The sequence below is a fragment of the Sphingomonas canaveralia genome, assembly GCF_047238125.1.
GTDB lineage: Bacteria > Pseudomonadota > Alphaproteobacteria > Sphingomonadales > Sphingomonadaceae > JBDFMH01.
The window spans coordinates 1,571,755-1,597,300 of the sequence record NZ_JBDFMH010000001.1 but is presented as its reverse complement, the minus strand read 5'-3'; the positions used below and the strand labels follow the sequence as shown (position 1 = coordinate 1,597,300).

The following is a 25,546-nucleotide window of genomic DNA, read 5'->3' as shown; positions in this document are numbered from 1 at the left end:
GCAGGGGCGACGGGATTAGAGCAGCGCGCGTTCTAGCGCCTTGTGCCACGCCGCCAGCAAATCGTCGCGGTGGGCGGCCGGCATCGTCGGCTCGAAGGTCGCATCGGCGTGCCAGTGGGCGGCGACGCTGGCGATGTCGGGGCGAAGGCCGATGGCGAGGCCGGCGAGGGTGGCGGCCCCGAGCGCGGTCGTTTCGGTGCAGGCGGGGCGCTCCACCGTAGCGTCCAGCATGTCCGCGAGGAAACTCGCGAACCAGTCGTTCGCCGCCATGCCACCGTCGATCCGGATCGCAGGCGGGCGGGCGGCACCTTCGGCGGCCATCGCATCGATCAGGTCGCGGGTCTGGAAGGCGATCGATTCGAGCGTGGCGCGCACGATCATCTGCGCCGAGGTATCCAGCGTCAGCCCCGCGATCAGCCCCCGCGCATGCGGCGCCCAGTGCGGCGCGCCGAGGCCGACGAAGGCGGGCACCAGCACGACCGCATGATCGTCCGGCACCTGTGCCGCCACATCCGCGCTTTCGGCAGCATCCGCGATCAGCCCGATCCCGTCACGCAGCCATTTGACGGCGGCGCCCGCCACGAAGATCGATCCTTCGAGCGCATAGGCCGTCTCGCCGCCGATCCGGTAGGCCGGCGTGGCGAGCAGGCGGTTGTCCGAGATAACAGGCTCCGCGCCCGTATGGCTGAGCAGGAAGCAGCCGGTGCCATAGGTTGATTTCACCATGCCGGGGGAGAAGCAGGCCTGCCCGATCAGCGCGGCCTGCTGATCGCCCGCCATGCCAGCGATCGGTAGCGCGCGCCCGAACAGCGTCGTCTCGCCGAATATCTCGGCATTGCCGCGCACCTCCGGCAGCAGCGACCGTGGGATTTGGAACAGCCGAAGCAGTTCGTCGTCCCAGTCCATTCGCACGATATCGAACAGCATCGTGCGGCCGGCATTGGTGACATCGGTGGCGTGCACCGCGCCGCCCGTCAGCCGCCAGAGCAGGAAGCTGTCGATCGTGCCGGCGGCGAGTTCGCCCCGATCGGCACGCGCGCGTGCGCCATCGACATGATCGAGCAGCCAGGCGAGCTTGGTGGCGGAGAAATAGGGATCGAGCAGCAGCCCGGTCTTACCCCGCACCATCGGCTCGACGCCATCGGCACGCAGTTGCGCGCACAGGTCGGCTGTGCGGCGGTCCTGCCAGACGATGGCGTTGTGCAGGCATTTGCCGGTCTGACGATCCCACAGCAGGATCGTCTCGCGCTGATTGGTGATGCCGATCGCGGCGACGCTGTCGTCGATCGCCTCGCGGATCACGGCCTGCGCATCGCGCCAGATGTCTTCCGGATCATGCTCGACCCAGCCCGCGCGCGGATAATACTGCGGCAGTTCGCGCGCCGCGATTTGCAGCGGGCGGCCATGGGCATCGAAGCGGATCGCGCGGGTGGAGGTGGTACCCTGATCGAGGGCGAGGATGGTGCGGGTCACGATGTCTCCATATGGGCGGCGAGTGCGACAGCCATGCCGGGCAGGGCGCGAAGGCCGAGCTTCGTGCGCCGCCACAGTATATCGTCTGCGGTTCGCGCCCATTCGTTGCGACGCAGATGATCGACCTCGGCTTCCCAGAGGCCCGGCATCAGCAGCCGTCCGGTGCCTTGCGCGAAAACGGCCTCGGCGCGGCTGCCGTAGGCACGTGAGACCCGGCGCGTGGTGGCGGCATCCAGCAGCGGATGGCGGGCGGCGAAATCGGCCGCGAAGCTGTCGAAATCGGTGCCGAGATCGCCGCCCGGCAGTGGGCTGCGGGCGGTCCAGGCCGGCCCGGCGGACAGCCGGGCGCGCGCCAGCCGGGCCATCGCTTCCTCTGCCAGCGCCCGGGCGGTGGTGATCTTGCCGCCATAGACCGACAGCAGCGGCGGGCCGGCGGCATCTATCACCAAGGTGTAATCGCGGCTGACCGCGCGGGCTTCCGCCTTGCCGTCGTCATGCAGCGATCGGATGCCGGAATATTCAGCGACGATGTCCGGCGCTGAGATCGGGGCGGCGAGATAGCGGTTGGCAGCTGCAAGCAGATACGCGCGCTCCTCGACCGACATATGCGCGGCGGCGGGATCGTCTGTGGCGGCATCGGTGGTGCCGACCAGCGTGAAGGCCTCCTCGTGAGGCAGCAGGAAGACGACGCGACCGTCAGGCTGTTGCAGCAGGACGGCATCGTTACCGGCAGGCAAGCGCGACACGACGAGATGACTGCCGCGGATCAAGCGCACGGGCGGCGCGGCATCGCCGAGCCGGCCGCCCAGCACCTCCGCCACCCACGGTCCGGCGGCGTTGACGATCGCCAGGGCGGCGACTTCGGTTCGGCCGGCGGACCCGTCCAGCGTGGCGAGCCAGCGATCGCCGTCGCGCCGAGCCGCGACGAGCGTCGTCCGGGTGCGGACATCGGCGCCGCGATCGGCGGCATCGCGCGCGTTTAGGATCACCAGCCGGGCATCGTCCACCCAGGCATCCCAATAGGCGAAACCGCGGGCGTGAGCGGGTTTAAGCCCGGCTTCGGGGAACGACAGCGCGCGCGAGCGCGGCAGGCTGCCGCCGATCGCCAGCAGATCATAGAGCAGCAGGCCTGCGCGCAGCACCGGCCAGCTGCGCGATCCCGGTCCGCGCGGCAGCAGGAAGCGCAAGGGATGGACGAGGTGCGGCGCGGTGCGCAGCAACGTCTCGCGTTCGGCCAGCGCCTCCCGCACCAGGCGGATGTCGCCCATTTCCAGATAGCGCAGCCCGCCATGGATCAGCTTGGACGAGGCGGATGAGGTGTGCTGCGCCAGATCGTCCCGCTCGACGAGCAGCACCTTCAGGCCGCGGCCGGCGGCATCACGGGCGATGGCGGCGCCGTTGATGCCGCCGCCGATGACGAGAAGATCGTACATCGCCATCGCTTCTAGCCGGAACGTGCGCGCGCGCCTATCTGCAAGCGATGCCCAAGCGCCCGCCCCCCGGCCTTCCCACCCGCCAGCAGATCCTGGACTTCATCACATCGAGCGATACGCCCGCCGGCAAGCGCGAGATCGCGCGCGCCTTCGGTCTGCACGGCAACGAGAAGATCGTGCTGAAGGCGCTGCTGAAGGACATGGCGGACGAGGGGCTGATCGACAGCGCGCCTGGCCGCGCCTTCCACAAGATGGGCGGGGTGCCGAAGGTGACGGTGCTGCGGATCGTGGACGTGAGCGACGAAGGCATCGCCTTCGCCACGCCCGAACGCTGGGAGAGTGATCAGCCGCCACCCAAGCTGCGCGTGATGGAGCAGCGCGGCAAGCGCCCGGCGCTGGGCGTGGGCGACCGCATCCTGGCGCGGACCGAGGAAGCCGGCGCCGGCTGGCGCGCGCATCCGATGAAAACGCTGGCACGCGGCGAAGAACTGGTGCTCGGCGTGCTCCACCGCGAGGGTGACCGGCTGTGGCTGAAGCCGGTCGACAAGCGCGAGCGGCGTGACTGGATGGTCTCCGACGCGGGCGAGGCCGATGTCGGTGATCTGGTGCTGGCGGAGAAGACCGGGCGGCCGCCGCGGATCACGGTGAAGGTGACCGAGCGGCTGGGCGATCCGTTCGCGCCGCGCAGCTTCAGCCTGATCGCGATCCACAAGCATGGCATCCCCGATGTATTTTCGGAGGATCTGCTGGCCGAGGCGGAGCGGATGGCAAGGCTGCCGCTGGGCGAGGGGCGCGAGGATCTGCGCGACCTGCCGATCGTGGCGATCGATCCGGCGGATGCGCGCGACCATGACGATGCGGTCTGGGCCGAGCTCGACGACGATCCTGCCAATCCCGGCGGGTTCAAGGCGATCGTGGCGATCGCGGATGTGAGCTTTTACGTTCGCCCGGGATCGCATCTCGACCGCGAGGCGCGCAAGCGCGGCAACAGCGTCTATTTCCCCGACCGGGTGGTGCCGATGCTGCCCGAGATCCTGTCGGCCGATGTCTGCTCGCTGAAGCAAGGCGTCGATCGGGCGGCGCTGGCCTGCCACCTGACGATCGCGAAGGATGGCAAGCTGAAGGACTGGCGCTTCTCCCGCGCGGTCGTGCGGCTGGCGGCCAACATCGCCTACGAAGACGCGCAGGCGATGATCGACGGCACCTATGCGGGCGAAGGCGCGGACATGGCCGCGACGCTGCGCCCCCTGTGGGATTGCTGGGCGGCGCTCTCGCGCGCCCGCGATGCGCGCGAGCCGCTGGATCTGGACCTACCCGAGCGGCGCGTGATGCTGGACGAGAAGGGGCGGATCCTGTCGGTCGCCCCGCGCGAGCGGCTCGATGCGCACCGCCTGATCGAGGATTACATGATCGCGGCGAACGTGGCCGCGGCGAAGGCGCTGGAGGCGAAGAAGGCGCCGGTGATGTACCGCGTGCACGAACCGCCGAGCCGCGAGAAATTGGTCAGCCTCAAGGATTATCTCGAGACGTTCGAGATCCCGTTCGCGCTGGGCCAGGTGGTCAAGCCCGCGACCTTCAACCGGATCATCGCACAGGTCGGTGAGGCCGATCATCGACCCGAGATCATGGAGCAGATCCTCAGGTCGCAGACCCAGGCCTATTACGCACCCGCCAATGCCGGACATTTCGGGCTTTCGCTCGGCAGCTATGCGCATTTCACCTCGCCGATCCGCCGCTATGCGGATCTGCTGGTGCACCGATCGCTGGTGGGCGCCTATCGGCTAGATCCTGCGGCCGAACCGACGCGGCTGAGCGAAGCCGATGCCGAACGGATGGACGTGCTGGGCGAGACGATCAGCCGGGCGGAGCGCCGCGCGATGGAGGCCGAGCGCGAGACCATCGATCGCTATGTGGCCGCCTATCTGTCGACGCGTGTCGGCGAACTACTGGAAACGAAGATCAGCGGGGTGCAGAATTTCGGCTTTTTCGCGACCGTGGTCGATTTCGGCGGGGACGGGCTGGTGCCGGTCTCGACGCTGGGCGACGAGCGCTTCCGCTATGACGAAGCCGCGCAGGCGCTGGAGGGGGAAGACAGCGGCACCCGCTATGTCCGCGGCCAGTTGCTGACGCTGCGGCTAGCGGAGGCGAACCCGATCACCGGATCGCTGCGGTTCGAACTGCCGGAAGGCGGGCCTGGCTTTGCGCCGCGGCGGGGCGGCAAGGATCGGCGCACACCGATCGGGCGGCGCGGCCGGCCTGCGAATATCCGCCATCAGGGGCGGAAGCGCTGACAAAATAGGGGCGCCGCCTGCGATCAGGCAGCGCCCCTTTCCTGTCGATCGATCAGGCGTAGGTGACTTTGACCGTCTGGCGGCGGCGCATCGCCCCGCCGACCATGCCGAAGCCGCCGATCATCAGCGCCCAGGCAGCCGGTTCCGGCACGGCCGGGCCGCCCGCCAGCGTGATCGCGCCGGGGCCGCTGATCGTGAGATCATAGGTTCCGAACACGCCATTATCGAACGAAGTGACCACGGCGATGTAGGAGGTGCCCGCTGTCAGCGTGAAATTGATCAGCGACAGGAGATCGGTGCCGCTATCGTCATCCACCGCAATCAGGTTCGTCAGTGGATCGGAGGCATCAAAGCTGCCGCTGTAGAGCGACAGATAGCTGTCTCCGTCAGGAAAGCCGGTCGCGGTGATTTCGAGCGAATAGCTGCCGGACGTATCGACTGAGAAGCCAGTGGCTTCGTAATTGACGTCGGTGCCGACACCGGACAGCGCAGTCGTGGTCACCGGCCGATTGTAGGTTGGCTCACCCGTGGTATCGCCGCTGACCACGAGCGTGGCAGCGACAGCCGGGCTGGCGAGCGCGATGGCGATGGGTGCAAGTGCAGCAAGGTAGTGCATCGGGCGCATTCTGATTCCCCTTCGATTGCACAGAGATGCTCTGCCGATTGACCGCGACGCACAATACCCGTTTTAATCCCTAGTCCCGATATGGGACAATGATTATGGCCCCCGTCATTGGCGACGGGGGCCATAAGTCTCAGGCTTGGATGAGAACCCGCCGACGGCGCATGGCCGAACCGATAAAGCCGAAGCCGCCGATCATCAGTGCCCAGCTTGCCGGCTCCGGCACCGCGGTGACGGCTTCGAGCGTGGCGGTCAGCGAGAAATCGTCGACCGCGAGACCGTCATTGCTGCCCGTCGCGGCAGTGCGATCGGTCCAGCGGATCGCGAAGCTGCCGCCATCGGCGATTCCCAGGCCGGCCAGCGTATCGGACAGCGTGAGGCGGTTGGCGGCCAGATTGCCGTTGATCGCGCCCGCTGTGGTGCCCGTGACCGGGCCGGTGAAGTTCAGGTTGGTCAGCGCCGTCCAGGTGCCGCCGGTCAGGCTAGTGGCATCGAGCGAATATTCGAAGGCCAGCGTGTCGGCGTTCGGGGTGGTGCCGTTGCGCCACTGTTCACCGGTATAGGCGATGGTCAGCGAATTGATCGTGCCACCCAGATCGTTGGTGAAGAAGGCACCGTAGCTGACTGGGTTGAGATTGCCGCTGGTCAGGCTGCCGAGCGCCCGCTCGCTGCTGCTGGCGGCGCCGAAGCTGTAGGCATTGCCGGTATCGCTGCTGCCGGTGCTGACGGCATAGGTGCCGTTCGCGTTGCCGCCGAGTTCCGACACCTGCCAGCCCGCGGGCAGCACCGACGAAGCGCTGGTCGAGGACAGCGTGTCGAAATCCTGGGTGTAGCTGAGCGTGGTCAGGCTGACGGGGGTGGGATTGGCAGGATAGACGACGGCCTGCGCCGCAACTGGCACGAGCAGGGTGGTGGCGGCCAGCGCGGCCGCGCGGAGGGTGAAGTGCATGGGAGACCCCTTATTGGATTCGATTTGATCGGCGGTTGCCGGGGGCGGGCCTAAGCGGCGGATGCGACAGCGGAATTACGAAATTAAGTCGGCATCAACCAATTGTGCCGGCAGCGCCGCCATTGCGGCTTCGGCAGCGCGCGCGGCGCGATCGGCGGCGACCAGCAGATTTGCTTCGAAGGTGACGGCACTGTCTTCGTCCGCGGCATCGGTAGTTGCTTTGATCGCGGACCAGGGCAGCCCGGTCAGCAGCGCCACCTGTGCGACCGCGGCGGTTTCCATGTCGATGAGCCGGCAATCCAGCGCGCGCGCGATTTCGGCGGCATGCGCCGCGCTTTCGACGAACATGTCACCGCTGGCGATGCGCGCGGAGGGCAGGGTGGGGCCGGGCAGCGGCGTGGCCGCGAACGGCGCGATCCGTTCCGGCCCGACCGGGATGGTGCCGGCACTGTAGCGCCCGAAACCGTTCGGCCGACGCGCGCCATAATCATGCTGGACCGCATGGCTGATCGCCCAGGCCTGCGCAGGCGCATCGCCGATCGCGGCGGCGGTGCCGATCACCACCAGCCATTCGGCGCCACGCGCCTGCAGCAAGGTCGCGGCGGTGGCGGCCGCGACCTTCCCGATGCCCGCGCAGGCGAGTGTGATCTCATGCCCGGCGAAGCGCAATCGGCGCAGATGGACGCCGCCGATCGCTTCAATGTCGATCTCGGCCCCCGGCGCGAAGGCCGCCAGTTCCTGCGGCATACCGGTGACGATGCCGATCCGCACCGGCTTACAGCCGAGGCAAGGTAACGCCCTGCTGGCCCATATATTTGCCCGCGCGATCGGCATAGCTGACCTCGCACGGCTCGTTGCCCTTCAGGAACAGGAACTGGCAGGCGCCCTCGTTGGCATAGATCTTGGCCGGCAGCGGTGTCGTGTTTGAGAATTCGAGCGTGACATGGCCTTCCCAGCCCGGCTCGAGCGGGGTCACGTTCACGATGATGCCGCAGCGGGCATAGGTGGATTTGCCGAGGCAGATCACCAGTACGTCGCGCGGCACGCGGAAATATTCGATCGTCCGGGCCAGCGCGAAGCTGTTCGGCGGGATGATGCAGCAATCGGTCTTGCGATCGACGAAGCTGTTGGCGGCAAAGTCCTTGGGGTCCACCACCGCGCTGTCGACATTGGTGAAGATCTTGAACTCGTCCGCCACCCGCGCATCATAGCCGTAGGACGACAGGCCATAGCTGATGCAGCCCTCGCGCCGCTGGCTTTCGACGAACGGCTCGATCATGCCGCTGGCCTGCGCCTGCTCGCGGATCCAGCGGTCGGACAGGATGGACATGCAGGCTCCCGGTTGCGGCTCAGCCACCGCTTTCGCCGGTCACGCCGCCGGCTGCAAGGGTCCGGCTATTTCAGGATCGTCGCCGCATCCACCAGTTCGATATCCTCGACCCGGTCAAGATAGAGCTCGAAATAGGGCTTGTGCGAGACGCCGACGATGGAAAGCACGCGCGCGCCCGGATCGGTGCCGGATGCCGCGACGATATTGGCGACCATCCGCAGGTTGCGCGCCTGCCACCACGCATAATAGCGCCGACCCCACAATTTGTCCGACTGGGCCGCCATGTTGGCATTGAAATCGCCGGAGACGGCGGCGAGCTGGTTCTCGGGCCGGTTCAGGAAGCGGTAAAGATCGAGCATGTCCGCCGGGCCGGCCAGCTTCGCGGTACGCGCGCGGTAGCGATCGAGATAGGGGTTCGGCGCGCTCCACGCCTTCTGGATCGCTTCCCCATAGGCCGCGGGCAGCGTGGCGACGATGCCGTCCGCGCTGTGATCGTCGGTCGGATAGACGCGCTCCAGGCCGAGCCGGGCGGCCAGCGTGGCCGCGATCCAATAATTCTCGTTGGGCTTGGAGGCGATCCGCTCGTCCAGCACGGTGCGGCTCGCGGCGTCGAGGCCATCGGCGGCAATGCGATCGGCGGGGGGCAGCCGCAGCCATTGGACCAGCGCGGATGCGCGATCGCCTGAAGCCACGAACAGGGCGGCCAGCCGCCGCCGCTCGGCCGGGGTCGGCGCGGCCGGCCAGGCGGCCAGCAGCCGCGCGATCTCGGCCTCGGCGCCCGGACCGTCCAGTCCGAGCGATTTCTGCGCGGGCGTCGGATCGGCGCAATAATCGTCCGCGACTTCGGGATAGAGCGCCGAATAGCGCCGTAGCCGATCGCAATCCTGTCCTGACAAACCCTCGATCGTGATGACGGCAGGCTTGAAAGCGGCCAGGCGCGTCAGCAGCGGTTCCAGCCAATCCGGGCGGATCTGCTTGAATTCGCTCAGATGCGCGGTGCCGAGCACGAGCAGCGGGGTCTTGCCGCCGGCCACCCGCCCCGGCGCGAGCTTCGGATCATAGGCCGGCTTGTAGGGTACGGCGGCCGCAGCGGTCGCCACGGCGCCCAGTGCCAATCCGAGCATGATCCCAACAATCTTCATCACCGTCTCCCACCTGTTCGAGACGGGATAGGAGACCCTGGTGTATTAGTAAAGTGATACAGTCAGTCGGGGGCCTGCTCGTGCGCCTTCTCGCCCAGATCATAGGGGCCGCCGGCTGGCTGACCCGATTCGATCGCGTCGATGTCTTGATTGGCGGTGTCGCCGCCGGGGCCGATGCGATTGGCCGGGCCGCCTTCGGCCGGCGTGTCGGGGGCATCGGCGGGGGAGGGGCTGCCCTCACCAATCTCACGGATCGGCAGGTCGATATCCGCGCTGCCGCGCTTGTCGTCCGGATCACCCATCATCTTGCTCCTCGTCTCCGACGATCAATCGCCGGCGTGCGAGCAGGTTCCCCCTCAGCCGATTCCCAGATCGGCCGGGCCGAACGCGTCTGGCAGCAACTGCGCCAGGGTGCGCTTTTCGATCACGCTGCCGTCGGCCGAGGCGGAGTAGACCAGGAAATCGGTACGACCACCCAGCTGCGCCGCCTCGTTCAATATCTGGCGGCAGCGGCCGCAGGGGCGGACCGCCGCATCGCCTTCAAGCCCGTTGGGTCCGATCCGCCCGCCGATCACGCCGACCGCGACGATTTCGCGCAGCCGGCCCTGGGCGTTGGCGGTGGCGACTGCGACCGTCTCCGCGCACAGCGACAGGCCGTAGCTGGCATTTTCAAAATTGGTGCCGGTTACGATCGATCCGTCCGCCATCAGCAGCGCCGCACCGACCCCGAAGCGCGAATAGGGGGCATGGGCATGCACGGCCGCCTCGCGCGCGGCATCGATCAGGATGTGGCCGGCCACTTCGTCGATCGGAACCTCGGCCATCGTCATCCCCGGATGTGAAGCACGCAGATCAGGGTGAAGAGGCGGCGTGCGGTATCGAAGTCGATCTCGATCTTGCCGTCCAGCCGTTCCTTCAGCAGATCGGCGGCGTCGTTGTGGATGCCGCGCCTGGCCATGTCGATCGTCTCGATCTGCTGCGGCGTGGACGCGCGGATCGCTTGGAAATAGCTGTCGCAGATCGCGAAATAGTCCTTGATCGGGCGACGGAAGCGGGCGAGCCCGAGCACCAGCGTTTCCAGCAGCTCACCCGTCTCGGCAGCGATGTCGATCGCAAGCCGCCCTTCCTCGACCCGCAGTGTGACGCGGTACGGCCCGGCATAGCCGCCCGGATAATCCTTCAGCGGCCGGAAATGATTGCCTTCGAGCAGGTCGAAGATCGCGATACGGCGTTCCTGCTCGACATCGGCATTGCGCCAGATGATCGTCTTCTCGTCGAGATCGACGGCGATGATACGCGGATCGGCCACGTCTGCGCGGTTAGCCGAGGGCGGCGCGATTGGCGAGAGGGGGCCGGCCCCGCGATCAATCCGCGACGCGCACCGTGACATGCGCGCTCCACCCGGCGACAAGCTGGCGATCGGGCCGCTCGTCCAGCATCAGCCGCACGGGCACCCGCTGGGTGACCTTCACCCAGTTGCCGGTGGCGTTCTGCGCCGGCAGCAGCGAGAATTCGGACCCGGTGCCGGATCCGATACCCGTGACATGCGCCTTGAACCGGCGGCCGGGAATCGCATCGATCGCGACCTCGGCGCGCTGGCCGGGGCGGATCTTGGCGAGCTGGGTTTCCTTGAAATTGGCTTCGATCCAGTAATCCCCCGCGCCGACGATGCTGACGTTGGGCAGCATCTGCGTGGCCATCGCCCCGGGCGACAGCCGGTCGGCCTGGCTGACGAGGCCGGCGATCGGCGCACGGATCTCGGTACGCGACAGATCGAGCGCGGCCTTGTCGCGCATCGCCAGCGCGGCTTCGACCTGCGGGTGACCCCCGCGCGGCGAGGCCGCGAGCATCGCGCCCGCCGATCGCGCTTCGGATACGGCCGAGGTCCGCTGCGCGCGGGCGGAGGCAAGCGCGGCACGCGCCTCGTCATAACGGGCGCGGGTGGTGAACCCGCGGTCGAGCAGTTCCTGCTGCCGGCGGAACGTCTCCTGCGCCAGCTCCACGTCCGATGCGCGCATGCCGATATCGGCCGATCTGGCGGCGTAATCGCCCTGCATCTGCGCGATCTGCAGCTGGGCATTGCCGACCGCGGCATCGGCCTGCAGCAGTGCGATCCGGTACGGCGCGGGATCGATCCGGTAGAGGAGGTCGCCGGCCTTCACCGTCTGGTTCTCGGTCACCGCCACTTCGGTGATGCGGCCAGTGACTTCGGGCGCGATGTTGACGACGTGCGCGCCGACCTGCGCGTTGTCGGTGGAGACCGTACGGCCGCCCGTCATCCAGAAATAGAGCCCTACCAGCGCCAGCAGTAGCGGCACCGATGCCATGATCGCGATGCGGCGGACGCGACCGGTACGCACGGCAGGCGCGTCGACGGGTTCGGCAGCCTCGCCGGCGATGCTGGTCATCTTGTTCACGCCGCATCCTCCCGATCATCGTCGCCCGACCGGCGCATGCCCTGCAGCACGCGGCCCAGCAATCGGTGCAACTCGACCCGTTCCGCCGTCGACAGGATCGCAGTCGCCTCCGCCTCCACACCGCGGCCGATCTCCGCCAGACGATCGACGATCTGGTGCGCGGCCGGCATCAGGTGCAGCCGCCAGACGCGGCGGTCGGACGGATCGGCGCGACGCTCGACCAGCCCCGCTTCGGCCAGCCGATCGATCATCCGGCAAAGTGTGATCCGCTCCACTTCCAGCCGGTCGGCCAATTCGGTCTGGGTCTGCCCTTCGACCCGCGCCAGATGGATCAGCGCCCGCCACTGCTGCCGCGTCACGCCGAGCGAGCGCGCTTCCTCATCGAAACGCTGCCGGAACTGGCGGGCGACGTCATGCGCGAGAAAGCCGAGCGACTGGTGAGGTTCTGTAAGCATAGTTACAATATCGGGACTTGCTGTACGCTTTGCAAGCTCGCCTTATCCACAGCCCGGCGATCGGCTGTGGATGCCCGGCGCAAAGCGGTTGAGCCGCGCCGCGCGAGCGCCGATGAAGGGGGATGGCCGAACCGCTCCGATTGATTCCCGAGCCCCCCGGGGGCACCCCGCCGTCGCTGCCCGCCAATGCCGAGGCGGAAGCCGCGCTGCTGGGCGCGCTGATGATCGACAACCGGCTGGTCGAGGATATCCAGATCCGGTTGCGGCCGGAGCATTTCTTCGAAGCCGTGCACGGTCGCGTCTACGAAGCGATCCTGCGGCTGGCGGATCGCAACATGGTGGCGAATCCCGTCACGCTGAAGCCCATGTTCGAGGCCGACGCCGATATGCGCGAGCTGGGCGGCCCGGCCTATCTGGCGCAGCTGACCGGATCGGGCGCGGCGCTGATCGGCGCGCGCGATTTCGCGGAGCAGATCTATGATCTGGCGCTGCTGCGTGAACTGATCGGCGTCGGCCGCGAGATGGTGGAAAAGGCGGTCGACACCAGCCAGACCGTCGATCCCAAGAGCCAGATCGAGGACGCCGAAGTCGCGCTGTATCGCGTGGCCGAACAGGGCGGCGAGACCGGCAGCGTCAAGAGTTTCGGGCAAGCGACCCGGCTGGCGGTGGAACAGGCGCAGCGCGCGCTGAACTCGGGCGGGCACCTGTCCGGCTTCACCACCGGGCTCGATTCGGTGAACAGCAAGATCGGCGGCTTGCACCGATCCGATCTCGTGATCCTCGCCGGGCGGCCGGGTATGGGCAAGACGTCGCTTGCTACCAACATCGCCTTTAACGCGGCCCAGCGGCTGATGCGCGACAAGGAGGACGGGATCGAAGAGGAGAAATCGGTCGGGGCCGCTGTCGCCTTCTTCAGTCTCGAAATGTCGGCCGATCAGCTGGCGACGCGCATCCTGTCCGAACAGTCGGGGATCAGCTCCGAAAATCTGCGCATGGGCAAGATCAGCCAGATCGATTTCCGCAACCTGGCGCGGGCTGCGGCCGAGCTCGAGCAGCTGCCGCTCTATATCGACGACACGCCCGGGCTGACGATCGCGGCGCTGCGCACGCGCGCGCGCCGGCTGAAGCGGCAGCGCGGCATCAATCTGGTCGTAGTCGATTATCTGCAGCTGCTGCAGGGGTCGGGTCGCAGCTCCGACGGCAATCGCGTCCAGGAAATCTCCGAGATCAGCCGTGGCCTGAAGACGCTGGCGAAGGAACTGCACGTGCCGGTGATCGCGCTCTCGCAGCTCAGCCGCGCGGTCGAGCAGCGCGAGGACAAGCGACCGCAGCTTTCGGATCTGCGCGAATCGGGATCGATCGAGCAGGACGCCGACATGGTGTGGTTCGTCTACCGCGAGGAATATTATGTCGCGGGGCGCGAGCCGAAGCGGCCGATGGACGGCGACGATGCCAAGACATTCGAGGCGCACGAAGCCTGGGCACGCGACATGGAGCGCGCGTTCGGCCTGTCCGAACTGATCATCGCCAAGCAGCGCCACGGGGCCACCGGCAAGGTGAAGCTGAAGTTCGAGAGCCGGATCACGCGGTTCAGTGACTACATTGACGACAGCTATCGACCGGAATCGATGGGCTGATTTCGATCGACGCCGTTGCCAGGGGCTGGAACGCGCGCCTGAAACGGCGTTGCTCCCACACCCCGGCTGCGCAAGGATGCGCCATGAACTTCATGCAATGGCTGAGCTCGCTCGACGAACTGCTCTACGAAGTCATGAGCTGGGTGTTGTTCCTGCCGGTCACGCTCTGGCGTGTACTGACCGGACCTTTGTCGATGATGGCCTATGCCGACAGCCAGCTCGGCCTGCCGGATACCGAGCAATATCAGGAAGCGCTCAGCCCGCCGCTGTTCCTTGCGCTGTGCCTGCTGCTGGCACACACCATCGAACTGGCACTGGGAGACACGAATGCTTTGGTGACCAGTCGCCACGGACTGGCGGCGCTGATCAAGGACGACAGTAGCCTGCTGTTGCTGCGATTGCTGCTGTTCGCGATCTTCCCGCTGGCGATGGCGCTGCGATCCGTGCGCAGCCGCAAACTCGCACTGGACCGATCGACCTTGCGGCTGCCCTTTTATGCGCAATGCTATCCGACAGCCGCCTTCGCGCTCGCGATCAGCATCGGCGGCAGTGCCAGCCAAGCGCATTTGCCGGCGCTGCGTACGGCCGGAAGCGCGATCTTCGTGATTGCGCCACTTATCTATCTGCTTGTCGAGGCGCGCTGGTTTGCGGTGCTGGGCGGGGGCCTGCTGCGCGGGTTCGGCTCGGCCCTGCTGGCTTTCGCGCAGGGGCTAGTCGCCTTTCTCGCGATTGCGCTGATCGTCGTACATTGACCGGCGCGTTCAGAACCGGCGATGATCGTCTCCGTCGATGAGGTCGCAGGTGCCGCGAAATCCATAGGGCTGCGTGCCGACGATCGTGATCTGCCCGCTGCGTCGGTTGATCGTGATGCTGGGTTTGTTGAGGCCGTTGAGCCGATATCTGGCGCGGATCAGATCCGGCCCGGTCTCGACATCATAGAGATCCCACCAACCGTCCTGCCCGCGCGTGTTGATCGGCGGGATCAGCTTCTTCGGCAGGCTGATCCGGCCGCCATCCCCCCACAGCTGGATCATCACCGATGCGTCGAACTGCTGCGGCTCCAGTTCCGTGCGGTTGCCATAATCGTAACGGTCGCGTCGGCTGTTCCAGGACCAGCCATAGGTGGTGGCCAGGCCCGGCCGTTGGCCATCGCCGAAGCAAACCAGACCGAGATCGACCTCATTGCCGCCGACTTGGATCGCTCCGCGATCCTGCGCATAGCTCGGCGACTGGCGGATGCCCGATGCCCCGCGTTGTGCGATCGGCTGGGGTCGATAGCGGTCGTCGCGCCGGTCGACCGCGGCGGTTCGCTGGTCGCAATCCGCTGCTGGCGTAGTGGTGATCGAGGCGTAGCGTCCGTCCGACGTGGCGACCATGACGCACTGCCGACGTTCGGCATTCCACCAGCTCGAATATTTGCGGTCATCATCGGTGCTGGTTCGGATCGATCGAAAGCCACGCGCTTCGAGCTGAGTCTCGCCCCCTGCCGCGCGGGCGCCCACAAGATCGGATAGGCCGGGCGGTGTCTGTGCCTGCGCTGCCAGAGCCAGGCCGCCGAGCGAAGTCGCGACAAGCCACCGTGCCATCGAATGCACTCCCATCGTGAGACACGGAGGCTATGCCTGTTATCTGCCGATTGCCAGTGTCGTTTGGGAAACGGGAACGCCGTGGAAGTTTCAGAAGACCGGTTCCTCGCCCGGCTTCTCGGGCACGTGGATCCCGCATTCGACCTTGTCCCACCCCCGCCAGCGACCGGCGCGCGGGTCTTCGCCGGGCAGGACCTTGCTGGTGCACGGCGCGCAGCCGATCGAGGGATAGCCGTCGGCCTCCAGCGGATGGCGCGGCAGATCATGCTCGGCGAAATAGGCATCGAGCCGCGGCTTGTCCCAATCGGCCAGCGGATTGATCTTCAGGCGGCCGCCGCCATTGTCGGCGTCGATCTCGAACCGCGGCAGCGTGGCGCGGGTCCTGGCCTGGAAACCCTTGCGGCCCGAGATCCAGGCATCGAACGGCGCCAGTGCGCGGCGCAGCGGCTCGACCTTGCGGATCGCGCAGCAGCCGTCGGGATCGTAGGACCAGCGCAGCCCGGTCTTGTCGCGCTCCGCGATCAGGCGTGGATCGGGGCGATAGACGCGCAGATCGGTCAGGCCGAGCTGCTCGGCGAGCGTATCGCGATAGGCCAGCGTCTCGCCGAACATCTTCTGCGTATTGGTGAAGATCACCGGCACGTCGCGATCGACGGCGGCGATCATGTGCAGCAGCACCGCCGATTCCGCGCCGAACGAGGACACGGCGGCAATCCGGCCCCTGAGTTCGCCGGTCAGCAGTTCGGCCAGCATGTCCTGGGTCGAAACGCCGGCGAAACGCGCGTTCAGCACGGCCGCGTCTGCCTCCACGAAGGCCGGCGTGGTATCGATCAGATCGGGAATACGCGCCGGTTCACCCATGGCGCAGAGCCCAGATCGGCCGCGTATCGTCCGCAGCGCGCTGGTAGGCATGATCGTAGCGCGCGAGCGAGCGGGCCAGCACGGCTTCGTCGATCGCCGCTTCGGGTGCGAAACTGTCGAAGCCGCAGCGGCGCATCAGCGGGATCTGATCGACGAGTACATCGCCCTGCGCACGCAGTTCGCCGGTATAACCGGCTTCACGCAGGATCCGGCCGGCTGAATAGCCGCGGCCATCGCGAAACTTGGGAAAGGCGATCTCGATCAGCGCGAGCTGGCCGAGATGCGGCAGCAGCTTGCGGGCATCCTCGTCCGATTCCAGGCGGACGGCGGTGGCGTTGGTCTGGCCGAGAAAGGCGTCGAGCGTGACCGCCGGTTCCTCGTGCGGCTCGTCATCGCGGAAGCGGAGCGGATCAGCCATAGATCGCCTCCTTGAACGGTGCGAAGCCGACGCGGCGATAGGTATCGAGGAAGCGTTCGCCAGGCTCGCGCTCGGCGCGGTAGCGCTCCACCGTGCGCTCGATCGCGTCAACGATGCCATCTTCGGAAAAGCCCGGGCCGGCGATGCGCGCGAGGCTGGCATCCTCGGCACCCGATCCGCCCAGCAGCAGCTGATAATTCTCGGTGCCTTTCCGATCGACGCCCAGGATGCCGATATGGCCGGCATGATGGTGGCCGCAGGCGTTGATGCAGCCCGAGATCTTCAGCTTCAGTTCCCCAAGATCGCGCTGGCGATCGGCATCGGCGAAGCGGTTCGCGATCTTCTGTGCCAGCGGGATCGATCGGGCATTGGCGAGGCTGCAATAATCGAGCCCCGGGCAGGCGATGATGTCGCTGATCAGGTCGAGATTGGCAGTCGCGAGATCCGCGCCGTCGAGCGCCTGCCAGATGGCATGGAGATCAGCCTTGCGGACATGGGGCAGCACGATGTTCTGCGCATGGGTGACGCGCGCTTCATCGAAGCTGTAGCGCTCGGCAAGGTCGGCGATCAGATCGATCTGCGCGGACGAGGCATCTCCAGGAATGCCACCGATCGGCTTCAGGCTGATATTTACGATCGCATAGCCGGGTTGCTTGTGTGGTTTGACGTTCTGATCGAGCCACAGCGCGAAATCGGGATCGCTGCGATCGACGCCGTCGCCCAGCCCGGTTTCGAATGCGGGCGGCGCGAAGAAGGCGGCGATGCGATCATATTCGGCCTGCGGGGGATCGATCCCGAGCGCCTTGACCGCGATGAACTCTTCCTCGACCTGACGGCGATACTCGTCCGCGCCGATTTCGTGGACCAGGATCTTGATCCGCGCCTTGTAGATATTGTCGCGCCGGCCGTAGCGATTATAGACGCGCAGGCACGCTTCCATATAGCTCAACAGATCGTCGACGGGCACGAAATCCCGGATCACCGGTGCGATCATCGGCGTGCGGCCCATGCCACCGCCCACGAACACGCGGGCCCCGAGCGCGCCGGCTTCACCCTGCACCATCTGCAGGCCGATGTCGTGCAGCTGAACCGCGGCGCGATCTTCGTCGGAGGCAATGACGGCAATCTTGAACTTGCGCGGCAGATAGGTGAATTCCGGGTGGAAGCTGGACCATTGGCGCAGCAGCTCCGCCCAGATGCGCGGATCGGTGACTTCGTCGGCGGCCGCGCCCGCATATTGGTCGGACGAGATGTTGCGGATGCAGTTGCCGCTGGTCTGGATGGCATGCATCTCGACCGAGGCCAGATCGGCCAGGATAGCAGGCGCATCCTCCAGCTTGATCCAGTTGTACTGGATGTTCTGGCGGGTGGTGAAATGCCCGTAATCGCGATCATATTTGCGCGCGATGTGCGCCAGCATGCGCAATTGCCGGCTGTCGAGCGTGCCATAGGGCACCGCGACGCGCAGCATATAGGCGTGCAGCTGCAGATAGAGGCCGTTCATCAGCCGCAGCGGCTTGAACTGATCCTCGGTCATCTCGCCGGCCAGGCGGCGGCGGACCTGATCTGCGAATTCATCGACGCGGGCGGCGACCATCGCATGGTCATACTGATCGTAGCGGTACATCAGATCACCCAACTGCCGGACGAAGGGTCGGCCGGCTTGAGACAGAGGTCGGGCCGTACGGTCGGGCCGGCGGCACGGATGCGGTCCTTGATATGGGCGGGGCGGGGGCCATCGGGCGTCGGCTCCGCGTCGATCGCATAGCTGGCGTTGACGCGGCGTGCGGCTTCCTCGCGCGCCAGGATCGCCTCGCCAGCAGCGCCGACATCGGCCGCATCCGCCACGTGGCGCGACCAGTCGCTGCCCGTCCACCAGATGACGTCGCCCGTTACCAGATCATTTCCGGTGAGGATCTTCACGCCATCGCCTCCGCGGTCTGCGCGAGCAAGCCGAGCCGGTTCTCCGCATCGGACAGCAGCACCACTTCGCCCACCACCAGGATCGCCGGACTCTTCACGGCTTCGCGCGTTACCATGTCGCCGAGATCGGCCAACAGAGTGCGCAGCGCGCGCGATCCTTCCATCGTGCCGCGTTCCAGCACCGCCACCGGCAAACCGGGGGAAACGCCGTCCGCCATCAGCTTGTCCGCGATCGCGCCGGCATTGGTGACGCCCATGTAGATCACGAGCGTGCGGCCAGTGCCGGCCAGGCCCGACCAGTCCTGCTCGCTCAATCCCTGGCAGGTGCCCGCCACGAAGCTGACCGCAGACGCCCAATCGCGATGGGTGAGCGGCAGCATCGCTTCGGCAGCACAGCCCAGTGCCGCCGAGACGCCGGGGACAACTTCGACCGGCAGGCCGGCTGCGCGGACCGCCTCCACCTCCTCGCCGCCACGGCCGAACACGAAGGGATCGCCGCCCTTGAGCCGCACCACTACCGACCCGGCGCGGACATGCGCCACGATCAGCGCGTTGATCGAATCCTGCGGCAGGGTGTGGCGATCGCGCTGCTTGGCGACCGAGATGCGCTGCGCATCGGCCGGGGCCAGATCGAGCACGCGCATGTCGATCAACCCGTCATGGACGACGACATCCGCCTGGGCCAGCGCCTCGACCGCGCGCACCGTCAGCAGGCCGGGGTCGCCCGGGCCCGCACCGACGAGGATCACGCGCCCGTGCGCAGCTGGATCGAGCAAGCTTGCCATGGCAGGCAGATGGGCCGCGCCCGCGCCCGGTGCAATCGACGGTTGCTTGGGGTGGTGGAAGCGGTGCTTTCGCCGCCGCTACTGATCTCGAAGCCCGATGCCGATCGAGGCGCGCGGCTGCTCGGTTTCGGACGAAGTGACCGGATAGGCGCAATAATCCGCCGCGTAATAGGCACTGGGCCGATGATTGCCCGACAGGCCGACGCCGCCGAACGGGGCGTTGGACGGCGCGCCGTTGGTGGGCCGGTTCCAGTTGACCACGCCGGCCCTGATATTCGACCAGAAGCGATCATAATGCGCGGGATCATCCGCGATCAGCGAGGCTGCAAGACCGAAGCGGGTATTGTTCGCCTCGGCGATCGCGGCATCGAAATCGGGCACGCGGACCAGTTGCAGCACCGGGCCGAAGATTTCCGCATCCGGCCGTTCGGCCACGTTCGTCACGTCGATCAGCGCGGGGCTCAGGAACGGGCGATCGGCCAGCGGGCGGGCGAGCTGCTTGATCGGGCGGCCGCCGGCCAGCAGCAGATCCAGGAACCGTTCCTGAACCATGTCCGCCGTCTCGTTGTCGATCACCGGGCCCATGAACGGCTGCGGATCATCGTGCGGGCCGCCCACGATCAACCGATCGATCAGCTTGCCCAGTTCCTCGACAAGCTGGTCGCAAGCGCCGTCGCGCACGATCAGGCGGCGCGCGGCGGTGCAGCGCTGACCGGCGGAAAGAAAAGCGGATTGCGCGCAAAGGATGGCGGCGGCGGGGATATGGACCGTATCCCAGACGACGAGCGGGTTATTGCCGCCCAGTTCCAGCGCCAGGATTTTGTTCGGAGTGTCGGCGAACTGGCGATGCAACGCCAGCCCCGCCCGCGGCGATCCGGTGAACAGCAGGCCGTCGATGCCCGGATCGCCGGCCAGCGCCCGGCCTGTATCAGGGCCGCCGACCAGCAGCCGGATCGCGGCGGCGGGCACGCCGGCCTCGCGATAGCAATCGACCAGGAAGGCGCCTGTCGCGGGGGTCTTTTCAGACGGCTTGAAGACGACTGCGTTGCCCGCGAGCAGCGCGGGCACAATATGGCCGTTGGGCAAATGCGCCGGGAAGTTGAACGGCCCCAGCACGGCCAGCACGCCGTGCGGCTTGTGGCGCAGTGCATTCTTGGCGCCCATTGCGCCTTCAAGCCGGCGCTGCGGGGTCCGTTCGGCATAGGCCGATACCGAGATATCGACCTTGTTGATCACGCTTTCGACTTCGGTGCGCGCTTCCCACAGCGGCTTGCCGGTCTCGCGGGCGATCAGATCGGCGAAGCCATCCTGCTTCTGCCGCAAGACATTGGCGAAGCGTCGCAGTGTTTCGACCCGTACGGTCAGCGGGCGCGCGGCCCAATCGCGCCAGCCGACGCGGGCGGCGGCGACTTCGGCGGCGGCATCCCCGATCGATCCACGCCACAGCGTGGCGCCGGTGGCGGGTTCGGTGGAGATCAGCTCGGCGGTCATCTGCGCGCCTGTCTGCCGTGGCGGGGCGGCGGGCGCAAGTCAGCCTGCAGCCTGCATCGCATCGCCCATCCGCCGAATTGCACCGATCTTGGACTCCAGGGCGCTCCAGTCGTCTCCCTCGGCGATCCGCTTCCAGATCGCCTCGACCTCCGCGATGTGCATCGAACATGGCTCGGCATCGGACCAATAGGGGTGATCGAGGGTGACACTGGGCGCGAAGTCGGCGATCGCGGCCACGAATGGCGCGAAGCGTTCGCCGGCATATTCAGGATCGGCAGGCGATGGCCCCCGCCGACGCCCGCCGCGCCAATCGAAGAAGAAGCGATCGATCCCGACCGGTCCGTCGACCAGCGCTGCCTCCAGCGCGGCCAGCAAGTCGAGATCGGCTTCGTCGCCACGGCTGGCGATGCCGAGCCGCGCGAAGATCGCGTCGCGGAACGCGGTTTCATAGGCAGCGGCAAAGCCGTCGAGCACGGGAGCCAGCGTTTCGGCATCGGCGATCGTCGTCAGCGCGATCGCCAGTTGCGCGACGTCCCAATGGATCGCCTCGGCTTGCCGTCCGAACGCATAGAGCCCCTGGTGATCGAAATAGGCGGCCGTGAAGCCCGGCTGCCAGTGCGGGGTGAAGCGCCATGGGCCATAGTCAAAGCTTTCGGCAGTGATCGCGATATTGTCGCTGTTGAGCACGCCGTGGACGAAGCTCGCCGCCATGTAGGATGCCGCCAGCCGTGCGGTGCCCGCCACGACCCGGTCGAGCAGGCCGATGGCGGGCGCATTGCCCGGCTCGACGCCGTAGAGCTCCGCCAGGCAATAACCTGCGAGCGCCGTCATCGTATCGGCGTCGCGTTCCCACGCCAGCCGCTGGAAGCTGCCGATCCGGATATGGCCATGGCCGAGCCGGACTAGCACAGCGGATCGCGTCGGCGACGGCTCATCGCCGCGGTGCAGCTGCTCTCCCGTCTCGATCAGCGAGAAGGTCTTGGACGTCTCGACGCCCAGCGCCTCCAGCATCTCGGTCGCCAGGATCTCGCGCACGCCGCCTTTCAGCGTCAGCCGACCGTCACCGAACCGGCTGTAGGGGGTCTGGCCCGATCCCTTGGTGCCGAGATCCAGCAGCCGCCCCTCCGCATCGCGCAACTGCGCGAACAAGAATCCGCGGCCATCACCCAGATCGGGATTGTACTGGCGGAACTGATGACCGTGATAGCGCAGCGCCAACGGTTGCGGCAGCGATCCGGGCAGCTGCTGAAAACGAGCGAAATGATCGATCCAGCGATCATCGGGGAGGTCGGACAGGCCGACAGCGGCCGCCCAGCGATCATTGCGGAAGCGCAGGATCGCTTCCGGGAAGTCGGCCGCGCGGACGGGATCGGCGATGCGGTCGGCGAGCGCCAGGATACGCGTTTCGGGGCGGAAGGCGGCGGGTTGCGGGGGGCGGGACATGCCGCGATATGGGTGTGCGGGGCAGGAGCGTGCAAGCATGGCGGCATGGAATGACGGATATTGGTGGTCGAAGGACGGCATCCGTCTCCATTATCGCGATTATCTGCCTACAACCGATGCGCCGGCGGGCCGGCCGCCGATCCTGTGCCTGCATGGGCTGACCCGCAACGCGCGCGATGCGGCGTCGCTGGCGGAATGGCTGGCGGAGCAGGGCTGGCGCGTGATCTGCCCGGAAATGCGCGGCCGCGGCGACAGCGGCTACGCCAAGGATCCGATGAGCTATGTGCCGCTCGTCTATCTGCAGGATCTGGAAGCGCTGCTGGATGATCAGGCGATCGGCCGGTTCGCGGCCATCGGCACCTCGCTTGGCGGAATGCTGACGATGCTGTTGTCGGCGGCGGGCCCGGGGCGGATCGCGGCGGCGGTGCTGAACGATATCGGCCCGCGGCTGGACGAAGCGGGGCTCGGCCGCATCAAGACCTATGTCGGCCGGGGCGGCAGCTGGCCGACCTGGCTGCACGCCGCGCGCGCGATCGCGGAAACCAATGCCGCGGCCTTCCCCGGCTATGCGATCGAGGACTGGCTGGCGATGGCCAAGCGCCTGTGCCGGCTGACGCCTGCCGGGCGCATCGTGTTCGATTATGACATGAAGATCGCGGAGCCGTTCCGTGTGCCTGGCGGGGAAGCGGGCTTCGACCTGTGGCCTGCGTTCGAAAGCTTGCGCGACGTGCCCGTGCTGCTGGTGCGCGGGGCGATTTCCGACCTGCTGTCTGCCGAAACCGCCGCCGAGATGGCGGTGCGGCTGCCGGGGCTGGAAGAAATCGTAGTGCCCGGCACCGGCCATGCGCCGACGCTGGACGAACCCGAAGTGCGCGCGGCTATCGCCGGGCTGCTGGCGCGGGTGGAATAACCATCAATGCGTCATCCCGGGGTTGATCCGGGCTTCAGCTCCGTTTTCGACCCGACAGGCAAGGCAAGTGAATCCCGGATCAAGCCGGGGATAAGCGCATTCACCTGGCGCGCAGGAAGCGCCAGAGATCGGGCTCTGACGTCTCGGCATCGAAGCGATAGCCGTCGGAGTCGAAGCCTTTCAGCGCCTCGACGTCGTCCAGCCGATGTTCGCACAGATAGCGTGCCATCATGCCGCGTGCGCGCTTGGCGGCGAAGCTGTTGAACTTCGGGCCATCGGGGCCATCGTCACGGAAATCGATCGTCACGATGCGGGTGCCGGCGGGCGGCGCCTGCGCGATGACGTGCCAATATTCCTGGCTGGCCAGGTTGATCACCGTGCCGCTGCCTTCCGCCGAAAGCTCCGCCGACAGTGCATCGGACACATAGGTGCCCCACCAATCATAGAGGGTCTTCTTGCGGCCCGGCGCCCATGGCGTGCCCATTTCCAGCCGGTACGGCCGGATCGCATCCAGCGGGCGCAACAGGCCGTAAAGGCCGGACAGGATGCGGACATGATCCTGCGCGAATGCGATCGCGGGCGGATCGAGTGTCGCCGCCTCGAACCCGCGATAGACATCGCCGGCGAACGCGTAGAGCGCGGGCCGCGCCTGCGCGTCGCCGAAACCCTTGAAGCGATCGGCGTTCAGCTTCGCGAGCTTAGGCGAAATATGCATCAGCGCGGCGAGCTTCTTGGGACCCAGCTTCGCCGCTGCTCCGGCGAGCGTTTCCGCCTCGGAGGCGAAGCGGGGCACGCTCGGATCGACCGCCGGAAGCGGGCTCTGATAGTCGAGCGACTTGGCGGGCGAGAGCAGGGCGATCATGATCGGGCCGTTAGCGCAGCGCCGGGGCGGGGGTCAAAGCCGGCGTGCCAATCGGGACGAGCCGTGTTCAACGCCGGTTCAGCGGTTGGCTGACAGGGGATCGTCAGCGGCCGCCGATGCTTGTGCCCCGTATCGGGGCGGATTAGGCGTTGCCGGGACTGCGGCTCACCCCCGGCCGCATCGAGGAGGCTTGAAACGCATGAAAATCGTATCGACGATCGCGCTGGGCATGGCGCTCGCGCTGGGCACTACCGCCGTCGTGGGCACCAACCCCGCCCTTGCCCAGAAGAAGGACAAGAAGGCCGCGGGCCAGAAATACGACCTGAGCAAGCCGGTGCGCGAGGCGGTTTCTGCCGCGCAGACTGCGCTGGCCGCAGGCGACACCGCGACCGCCGCCGCCAAGGTTGCCGAAGCGAAGGCCGCCGCGACCACGCCGGACGACAAATTTGTGACCGGCTCGGTCGATTATGAGGTGAGCCGCAAGACGAACGACACGAAGGCGCAGAGCGCCGCCATCGAGATGATGTTGTCCAGCGGCAAGGTTGCGCCGGATCAGATCGCGACCTTCAATACCGTCGTTGGCCAGATCGCCTATCAGGGCAATGATTTCCAGAAGGCCGAGCGCCATCTGCAGGCTGCGGTCGATGCGGGTGCGCCCGATCCCAATGTGTTCGCGCTGCTAGTCGAATCCAAGCAGAAGCTGGGCAAGACCCCGGAGGCGCTGCAGACGCTGCAGGCTGGCATCGACAAGCAGAAGGCGACCGGCAAGCCCGCGCCCAAGGAATGGTACGGCCGCGGCATCGCGATCGGCTATGCGGCCAAGCTGCCGCAGCAGACGGAGAAGCTGACCCAGGAGTGGCTGCTGGCCTATCCGGGCGAGCCGACCAACTGGCGCGACTCGCTGATCACCTGGCGTGACCTGAACAAGGTCGATGCGGATACCGAACTCGACATCTATCGCCTGATGCGTTCGGCCGGCGCGCTGAAGGGGCAGGCCGACTATATGGAATATGTCAACGCCACCTATCTGCGGAACCCCGGCGAGGCGAAGGCCGTGCTGGATGAGGGCGTGAAGGCGGGCTTCGTCAATACCGCATCCAGCCAGAACGCGCGTGAGATCAACACGATCGTCTCGGGCAAGGTCGCCGCTGACAAGGCATCGCTGCCGAAGACGCCGGCGGCCTCGGCCACCGGCAAGGCGCTGATGAACTTCGGCGACGCGTATCTGGGTTATGCCGATTGGGCGAATGCCGCGACCTTCTACAAGGCGGCGATCGCCAAGGGTGGGATCGACGCCAACGTCGCCAACACCCGTCTCGGCATGGCGCTCGCCCGCTCCGGTGACAAGGCCGGCGCCAAGGCGGCGTTTGCGGCGGTTACCGGTCCGCGTGCCGGCCTGGCGCGCTACTGGACGATCTGGGTCGATCAGCAGGCCTGATTCTGACCCAGCTTCATTGCTAGAAGGGCGGCGGGGCGATGACCTCGCCGCCCTTTTCTCTTGGCGCGGCCCCGGCCGCG

General features: G+C 66.9%; 26 protein-coding genes. 5 read left to right on the top strand and 21 right to left on the bottom strand.

All coding sequences use genetic code 11. From position 1 onward, the window contains the following. Positions 1-15 precede the first annotated feature (15 nt). On the bottom strand, positions 16-1,473 hold the full coding sequence (glpK, locus tag ABC347_RS07615; RefSeq protein ID WP_413245133.1) for a glycerol kinase GlpK: 1,458 nt from the start codon (positions 1,471-1,473) through the stop codon (positions 16-18). After that, complete coding sequence (gene glpD / locus ABC347_RS07610) at positions 1,470-2,906, bottom strand: glycerol-3-phosphate dehydrogenase (RefSeq protein ID WP_413245132.1); 1,437 nt, start codon at positions 2,904-2,906, stop codon at positions 1,470-1,472. The genes glpK and glpD overlap by 4 nt, the downstream gene beginning before the upstream one ends. A 47-nt stretch (positions 2,907-2,953) precedes the next feature. Between glpD and rnr the strand changes: the two genes are divergently transcribed. Next, complete coding sequence (gene rnr / locus ABC347_RS07605; RefSeq protein ID WP_413245131.1) at positions 2,954-5,197, top strand: ribonuclease R; 2,244 nt, start codon at positions 2,954-2,956, stop codon at positions 5,195-5,197. 52 nt (positions 5,198-5,249) lie between these two features. On the opposite strand, the gene ABC347_RS07600 is transcribed toward rnr, so the two are convergent. The 10 genes from ABC347_RS07600 to ABC347_RS07555 form a co-directional block, all read right to left on the bottom strand. Beyond that, on the bottom strand, positions 5,250-5,813 hold the full coding sequence (locus tag ABC347_RS07600; RefSeq protein ID WP_413245130.1) for a PEPxxWA-CTERM sorting domain-containing protein: 564 nt from the start codon (positions 5,811-5,813) through the stop codon (positions 5,250-5,252). 139 nt (positions 5,814-5,952) lie between these two features. Further along, a complete protein-coding gene (locus ABC347_RS07595) occupies positions 5,953-6,768 on the bottom strand; it encodes a PEPxxWA-CTERM sorting domain-containing protein (RefSeq protein WP_413245129.1) in 816 nt (271 codons plus the stop codon). A 75-nt stretch (positions 6,769-6,843) separates the two neighbouring features. Beyond that, positions 6,844-7,539: a 5'-methylthioadenosine/S-adenosylhomocysteine nucleosidase family protein gene (locus ABC347_RS07590; RefSeq protein ID WP_413245128.1), complete on the bottom strand. Its 696-nt coding sequence runs from the start codon at positions 7,537-7,539 to the stop codon at positions 6,844-6,846. 4 nt (positions 7,540-7,543) lie between these two features. Further along, positions 7,544-8,098 carry a dCTP deaminase gene (dcd, locus tag ABC347_RS07585; protein ID WP_413245127.1) on the bottom strand — a complete coding sequence of 185 codons (555 nt, stop codon included), beginning with the start codon at positions 8,096-8,098 and terminating at the stop codon, positions 7,544-7,546. Positions 8,099-8,163: 65 nt separating this feature from the next. Next, positions 8,164-9,240 (bottom strand): DUF5694 domain-containing protein, encoded by a 1,077-nt coding sequence (locus tag ABC347_RS07580; protein WP_413245126.1) that lies wholly within the window; start codon positions 9,238-9,240, stop codon positions 8,164-8,166. A 62-nt stretch (positions 9,241-9,302) separates the two neighbouring features. After that, positions 9,303-9,542 carry a hypothetical protein gene (locus tag ABC347_RS07575; protein WP_413245125.1) on the bottom strand — a complete coding sequence of 80 codons (240 nt, stop codon included), beginning with the start codon at positions 9,540-9,542 and terminating at the stop codon, positions 9,303-9,305. Between the two features lie 54 nt (positions 9,543-9,596). Next, on the bottom strand, positions 9,597-10,064 hold the full coding sequence (locus ABC347_RS07570) for a cytidine deaminase (protein WP_413245124.1): 468 nt from the start codon (positions 10,062-10,064) through the stop codon (positions 9,597-9,599). A 2-nt stretch (positions 10,065-10,066) separates the two neighbouring features. Next, on the bottom strand, positions 10,067-10,549 hold the full coding sequence (locus ABC347_RS07565; RefSeq protein WP_413245123.1) for a UPF0262 family protein: 483 nt from the start codon (positions 10,547-10,549) through the stop codon (positions 10,067-10,069). Between the two features lie 55 nt (positions 10,550-10,604). Beyond that, positions 10,605-11,648, bottom strand: coding sequence for an HlyD family secretion protein (locus ABC347_RS07560; protein WP_413247017.1), 1,044 nt, complete (start codon positions 11,646-11,648; stop codon positions 10,605-10,607). Positions 11,649-11,653: 5 nt separating this feature from the next. Next, positions 11,654-12,112 carry a MarR family winged helix-turn-helix transcriptional regulator gene (locus tag ABC347_RS07555; protein WP_413245122.1) on the bottom strand — a complete coding sequence of 153 codons (459 nt, stop codon included), beginning with the start codon at positions 12,110-12,112 and terminating at the stop codon, positions 11,654-11,656. A 122-nt stretch (positions 12,113-12,234) separates the two neighbouring features. Here ABC347_RS07555 and ABC347_RS07550 point away from each other — a divergent pair, with 122 nt between their 5' ends. Further along, positions 12,235-13,749, top strand: a complete 1,515-nt coding sequence (locus ABC347_RS07550; protein ID WP_413245121.1) for a replicative DNA helicase — start codon at positions 12,235-12,237, stop codon at positions 13,747-13,749. Between the two features lie 83 nt (positions 13,750-13,832). Then, positions 13,833-14,501 carry a hypothetical protein gene (locus ABC347_RS07545; RefSeq protein WP_413245120.1) on the top strand — a complete coding sequence of 223 codons (669 nt, stop codon included), beginning with the start codon at positions 13,833-13,835 and terminating at the stop codon, positions 14,499-14,501. A 9-nt stretch (positions 14,502-14,510) separates the two neighbouring features. Here the strand turns inward: ABC347_RS07545 and ABC347_RS07540 are convergent, their stop codons facing one another. The 8 genes from ABC347_RS07540 to ABC347_RS07505 form a co-directional block, all read right to left on the bottom strand. Then, positions 14,511-15,335, bottom strand: coding sequence for a hypothetical protein (locus tag ABC347_RS07540; protein ID WP_413245119.1), 825 nt, complete (start codon positions 15,333-15,335; stop codon positions 14,511-14,513). A 90-nt stretch (positions 15,336-15,425) separates the two neighbouring features. Next, positions 15,426-16,196, bottom strand: coding sequence for a phosphoadenylyl-sulfate reductase (locus tag ABC347_RS07535; RefSeq protein ID WP_413245118.1), 771 nt, complete (start codon positions 16,194-16,196; stop codon positions 15,426-15,428). Next, complete coding sequence (locus tag ABC347_RS07530; RefSeq protein ID WP_413245117.1) at positions 16,189-16,614, bottom strand: DUF934 domain-containing protein; 426 nt, start codon at positions 16,612-16,614, stop codon at positions 16,189-16,191. The genes ABC347_RS07535 and ABC347_RS07530 overlap by 8 nt, the downstream gene beginning before the upstream one ends. Next, a complete protein-coding gene (locus ABC347_RS07525) occupies positions 16,607-18,241 on the bottom strand; it encodes a nitrite/sulfite reductase (RefSeq protein ID WP_413245116.1) in 1,635 nt (544 codons plus the stop codon). The genes ABC347_RS07530 and ABC347_RS07525 overlap by 8 nt, the downstream gene beginning before the upstream one ends. Then, positions 18,241-18,537: a DUF2849 domain-containing protein gene (locus ABC347_RS07520; protein ID WP_413245114.1), complete on the bottom strand. Its 297-nt coding sequence runs from the start codon at positions 18,535-18,537 to the stop codon at positions 18,241-18,243. The genes ABC347_RS07525 and ABC347_RS07520 overlap by 1 nt, the downstream gene beginning before the upstream one ends. After that, complete coding sequence (gene cobA / locus ABC347_RS07515) at positions 18,534-19,322, bottom strand: uroporphyrinogen-III C-methyltransferase (RefSeq protein WP_413245113.1); 789 nt, start codon at positions 19,320-19,322, stop codon at positions 18,534-18,536. Before cobA ends, ABC347_RS07520 begins: the two co-directional genes overlap by 4 nt. A 78-nt stretch (positions 19,323-19,400) precedes the next feature. Then, positions 19,401-20,813: a succinylglutamate-semialdehyde dehydrogenase gene (astD, locus tag ABC347_RS07510; protein WP_413245112.1), complete on the bottom strand. Its 1,413-nt coding sequence runs from the start codon at positions 20,811-20,813 to the stop codon at positions 19,401-19,403. A gap of 39 nt (positions 20,814-20,852) precedes the next feature. After that, positions 20,853-22,256, bottom strand: coding sequence for a protein adenylyltransferase SelO family protein (locus ABC347_RS07505; RefSeq protein ID WP_413245111.1), 1,404 nt, complete (start codon positions 22,254-22,256; stop codon positions 20,853-20,855). 37 nt (positions 22,257-22,293) lie between these two features. On the opposite strand from ABC347_RS07505, the gene ABC347_RS07500 reads away from it, so the two are divergent. Next, the gene (locus ABC347_RS07500) at positions 22,294-23,166 is read left to right on the top strand and encodes an alpha/beta fold hydrolase (protein WP_413245110.1); all 873 of its coding nucleotides are present in this window, start codon (positions 22,294-22,296) and stop codon (positions 23,164-23,166) included. A 100-nt stretch (positions 23,167-23,266) separates the two neighbouring features. Here the strand turns inward: ABC347_RS07500 and yaaA are convergent, their stop codons facing one another. Further along, positions 23,267-24,028 (bottom strand): peroxide stress protein YaaA, encoded by a 762-nt coding sequence (gene yaaA / locus ABC347_RS07495; protein WP_413245109.1) that lies wholly within the window; start codon positions 24,026-24,028, stop codon positions 23,267-23,269. A gap of 199 nt (positions 24,029-24,227) precedes the next feature. Between yaaA and ABC347_RS07490 the strand changes: the two genes are divergently transcribed. Beyond that, positions 24,228-25,466, top strand: coding sequence for a tetratricopeptide repeat protein (locus tag ABC347_RS07490; protein WP_413245108.1), 1,239 nt, complete (start codon positions 24,228-24,230; stop codon positions 25,464-25,466). Positions 25,467-25,546: the final 80 nt, after the last annotated feature.

Bases quoted from the DNA above. Each gene is read 5' to 3' on its own strand.
- ABC347_RS07505 (WP_413245111.1), bottom strand. From the start codon at position 22,256: ATGTCCCGCCCCCCGCAACCCGCCGCCTTCCGCCCCGAAACGCGTATC.
- ABC347_RS07490 (WP_413245108.1), top strand. From the start codon at position 24,228: ATGAAAATCGTATCGACGATCGCGCTGGGCATGGCGCTCGCGCTGGGC.
- glpD (WP_413245132.1), bottom strand. From the start codon at position 2,906: ATGTACGATCTTCTCGTCATCGGCGGCGGCATCAACGGCGCCGCCATC.
- ABC347_RS07570 (WP_413245124.1), bottom strand. From the start codon at position 10,064: ATGGCCGAGGTTCCGATCGACGAAGTGGCCGGCCACATCCTGATCGAT.
- ABC347_RS07535 (WP_413245118.1), bottom strand. From the start codon at position 16,196: ATGGGTGAACCGGCGCGTATTCCCGATCTGATCGATACCACGCCGGCC.
- ABC347_RS07600 (WP_413245130.1), bottom strand. From the start codon at position 5,813: ATGCACTACCTTGCTGCACTTGCACCCATCGCCATCGCGCTCGCCAGC.
- ABC347_RS07555 (WP_413245122.1), bottom strand. From the start codon at position 12,112: ATGCTTACAGAACCTCACCAGTCGCTCGGCTTTCTCGCGCATGACGTC.
- cobA (WP_413245113.1), bottom strand. From the start codon at position 19,322: ATGGCAAGCTTGCTCGATCCAGCTGCGCACGGGCGCGTGATCCTCGTC.
- ABC347_RS07575 (WP_413245125.1), bottom strand. From the start codon at position 9,542: ATGGGTGATCCGGACGACAAGCGCGGCAGCGCGGATATCGACCTGCCG.
- dcd (WP_413245127.1), bottom strand. From the start codon at position 8,098: ATGTCCATCCTGTCCGACCGCTGGATCCGCGAGCAGGCGCAGGCCAGC.
- ABC347_RS07500 (WP_413245110.1), top strand. From the start codon at position 22,294: ATGGCGGCATGGAATGACGGATATTGGTGGTCGAAGGACGGCATCCGT.
- ABC347_RS07545 (WP_413245120.1), top strand. From the start codon at position 13,833: ATGAACTTCATGCAATGGCTGAGCTCGCTCGACGAACTGCTCTACGAA.
- astD (WP_413245112.1), bottom strand. From the start codon at position 20,813: ATGACCGCCGAGCTGATCTCCACCGAACCCGCCACCGGCGCCACGCTG.
- ABC347_RS07550 (WP_413245121.1), top strand. From the start codon at position 12,235: ATGGCCGAACCGCTCCGATTGATTCCCGAGCCCCCCGGGGGCACCCCG.
- ABC347_RS07530 (WP_413245117.1), bottom strand. From the start codon at position 16,614: ATGGCTGATCCGCTCCGCTTCCGCGATGACGAGCCGCACGAGGAACCG.
- ABC347_RS07540 (WP_413245119.1), bottom strand. From the start codon at position 15,335: ATGGCACGGTGGCTTGTCGCGACTTCGCTCGGCGGCCTGGCTCTGGCA.
- ABC347_RS07560 (WP_413247017.1), bottom strand. From the start codon at position 11,648: ATGACCAGCATCGCCGGCGAGGCTGCCGAACCCGTCGACGCGCCTGCC.
- ABC347_RS07525 (WP_413245116.1), bottom strand. From the start codon at position 18,241: ATGTACCGCTACGATCAGTATGACCATGCGATGGTCGCCGCCCGCGTC.
- rnr (WP_413245131.1), top strand. From the start codon at position 2,954: ATGCCCAAGCGCCCGCCCCCCGGCCTTCCCACCCGCCAGCAGATCCTG.
- ABC347_RS07595 (WP_413245129.1), bottom strand. From the start codon at position 6,768: ATGCACTTCACCCTCCGCGCGGCCGCGCTGGCCGCCACCACCCTGCTC.
- yaaA (WP_413245109.1), bottom strand. From the start codon at position 24,028: ATGATCGCCCTGCTCTCGCCCGCCAAGTCGCTCGACTATCAGAGCCCG.
- ABC347_RS07580 (WP_413245126.1), bottom strand. From the start codon at position 9,240: ATGAAGATTGTTGGGATCATGCTCGGATTGGCACTGGGCGCCGTGGCG.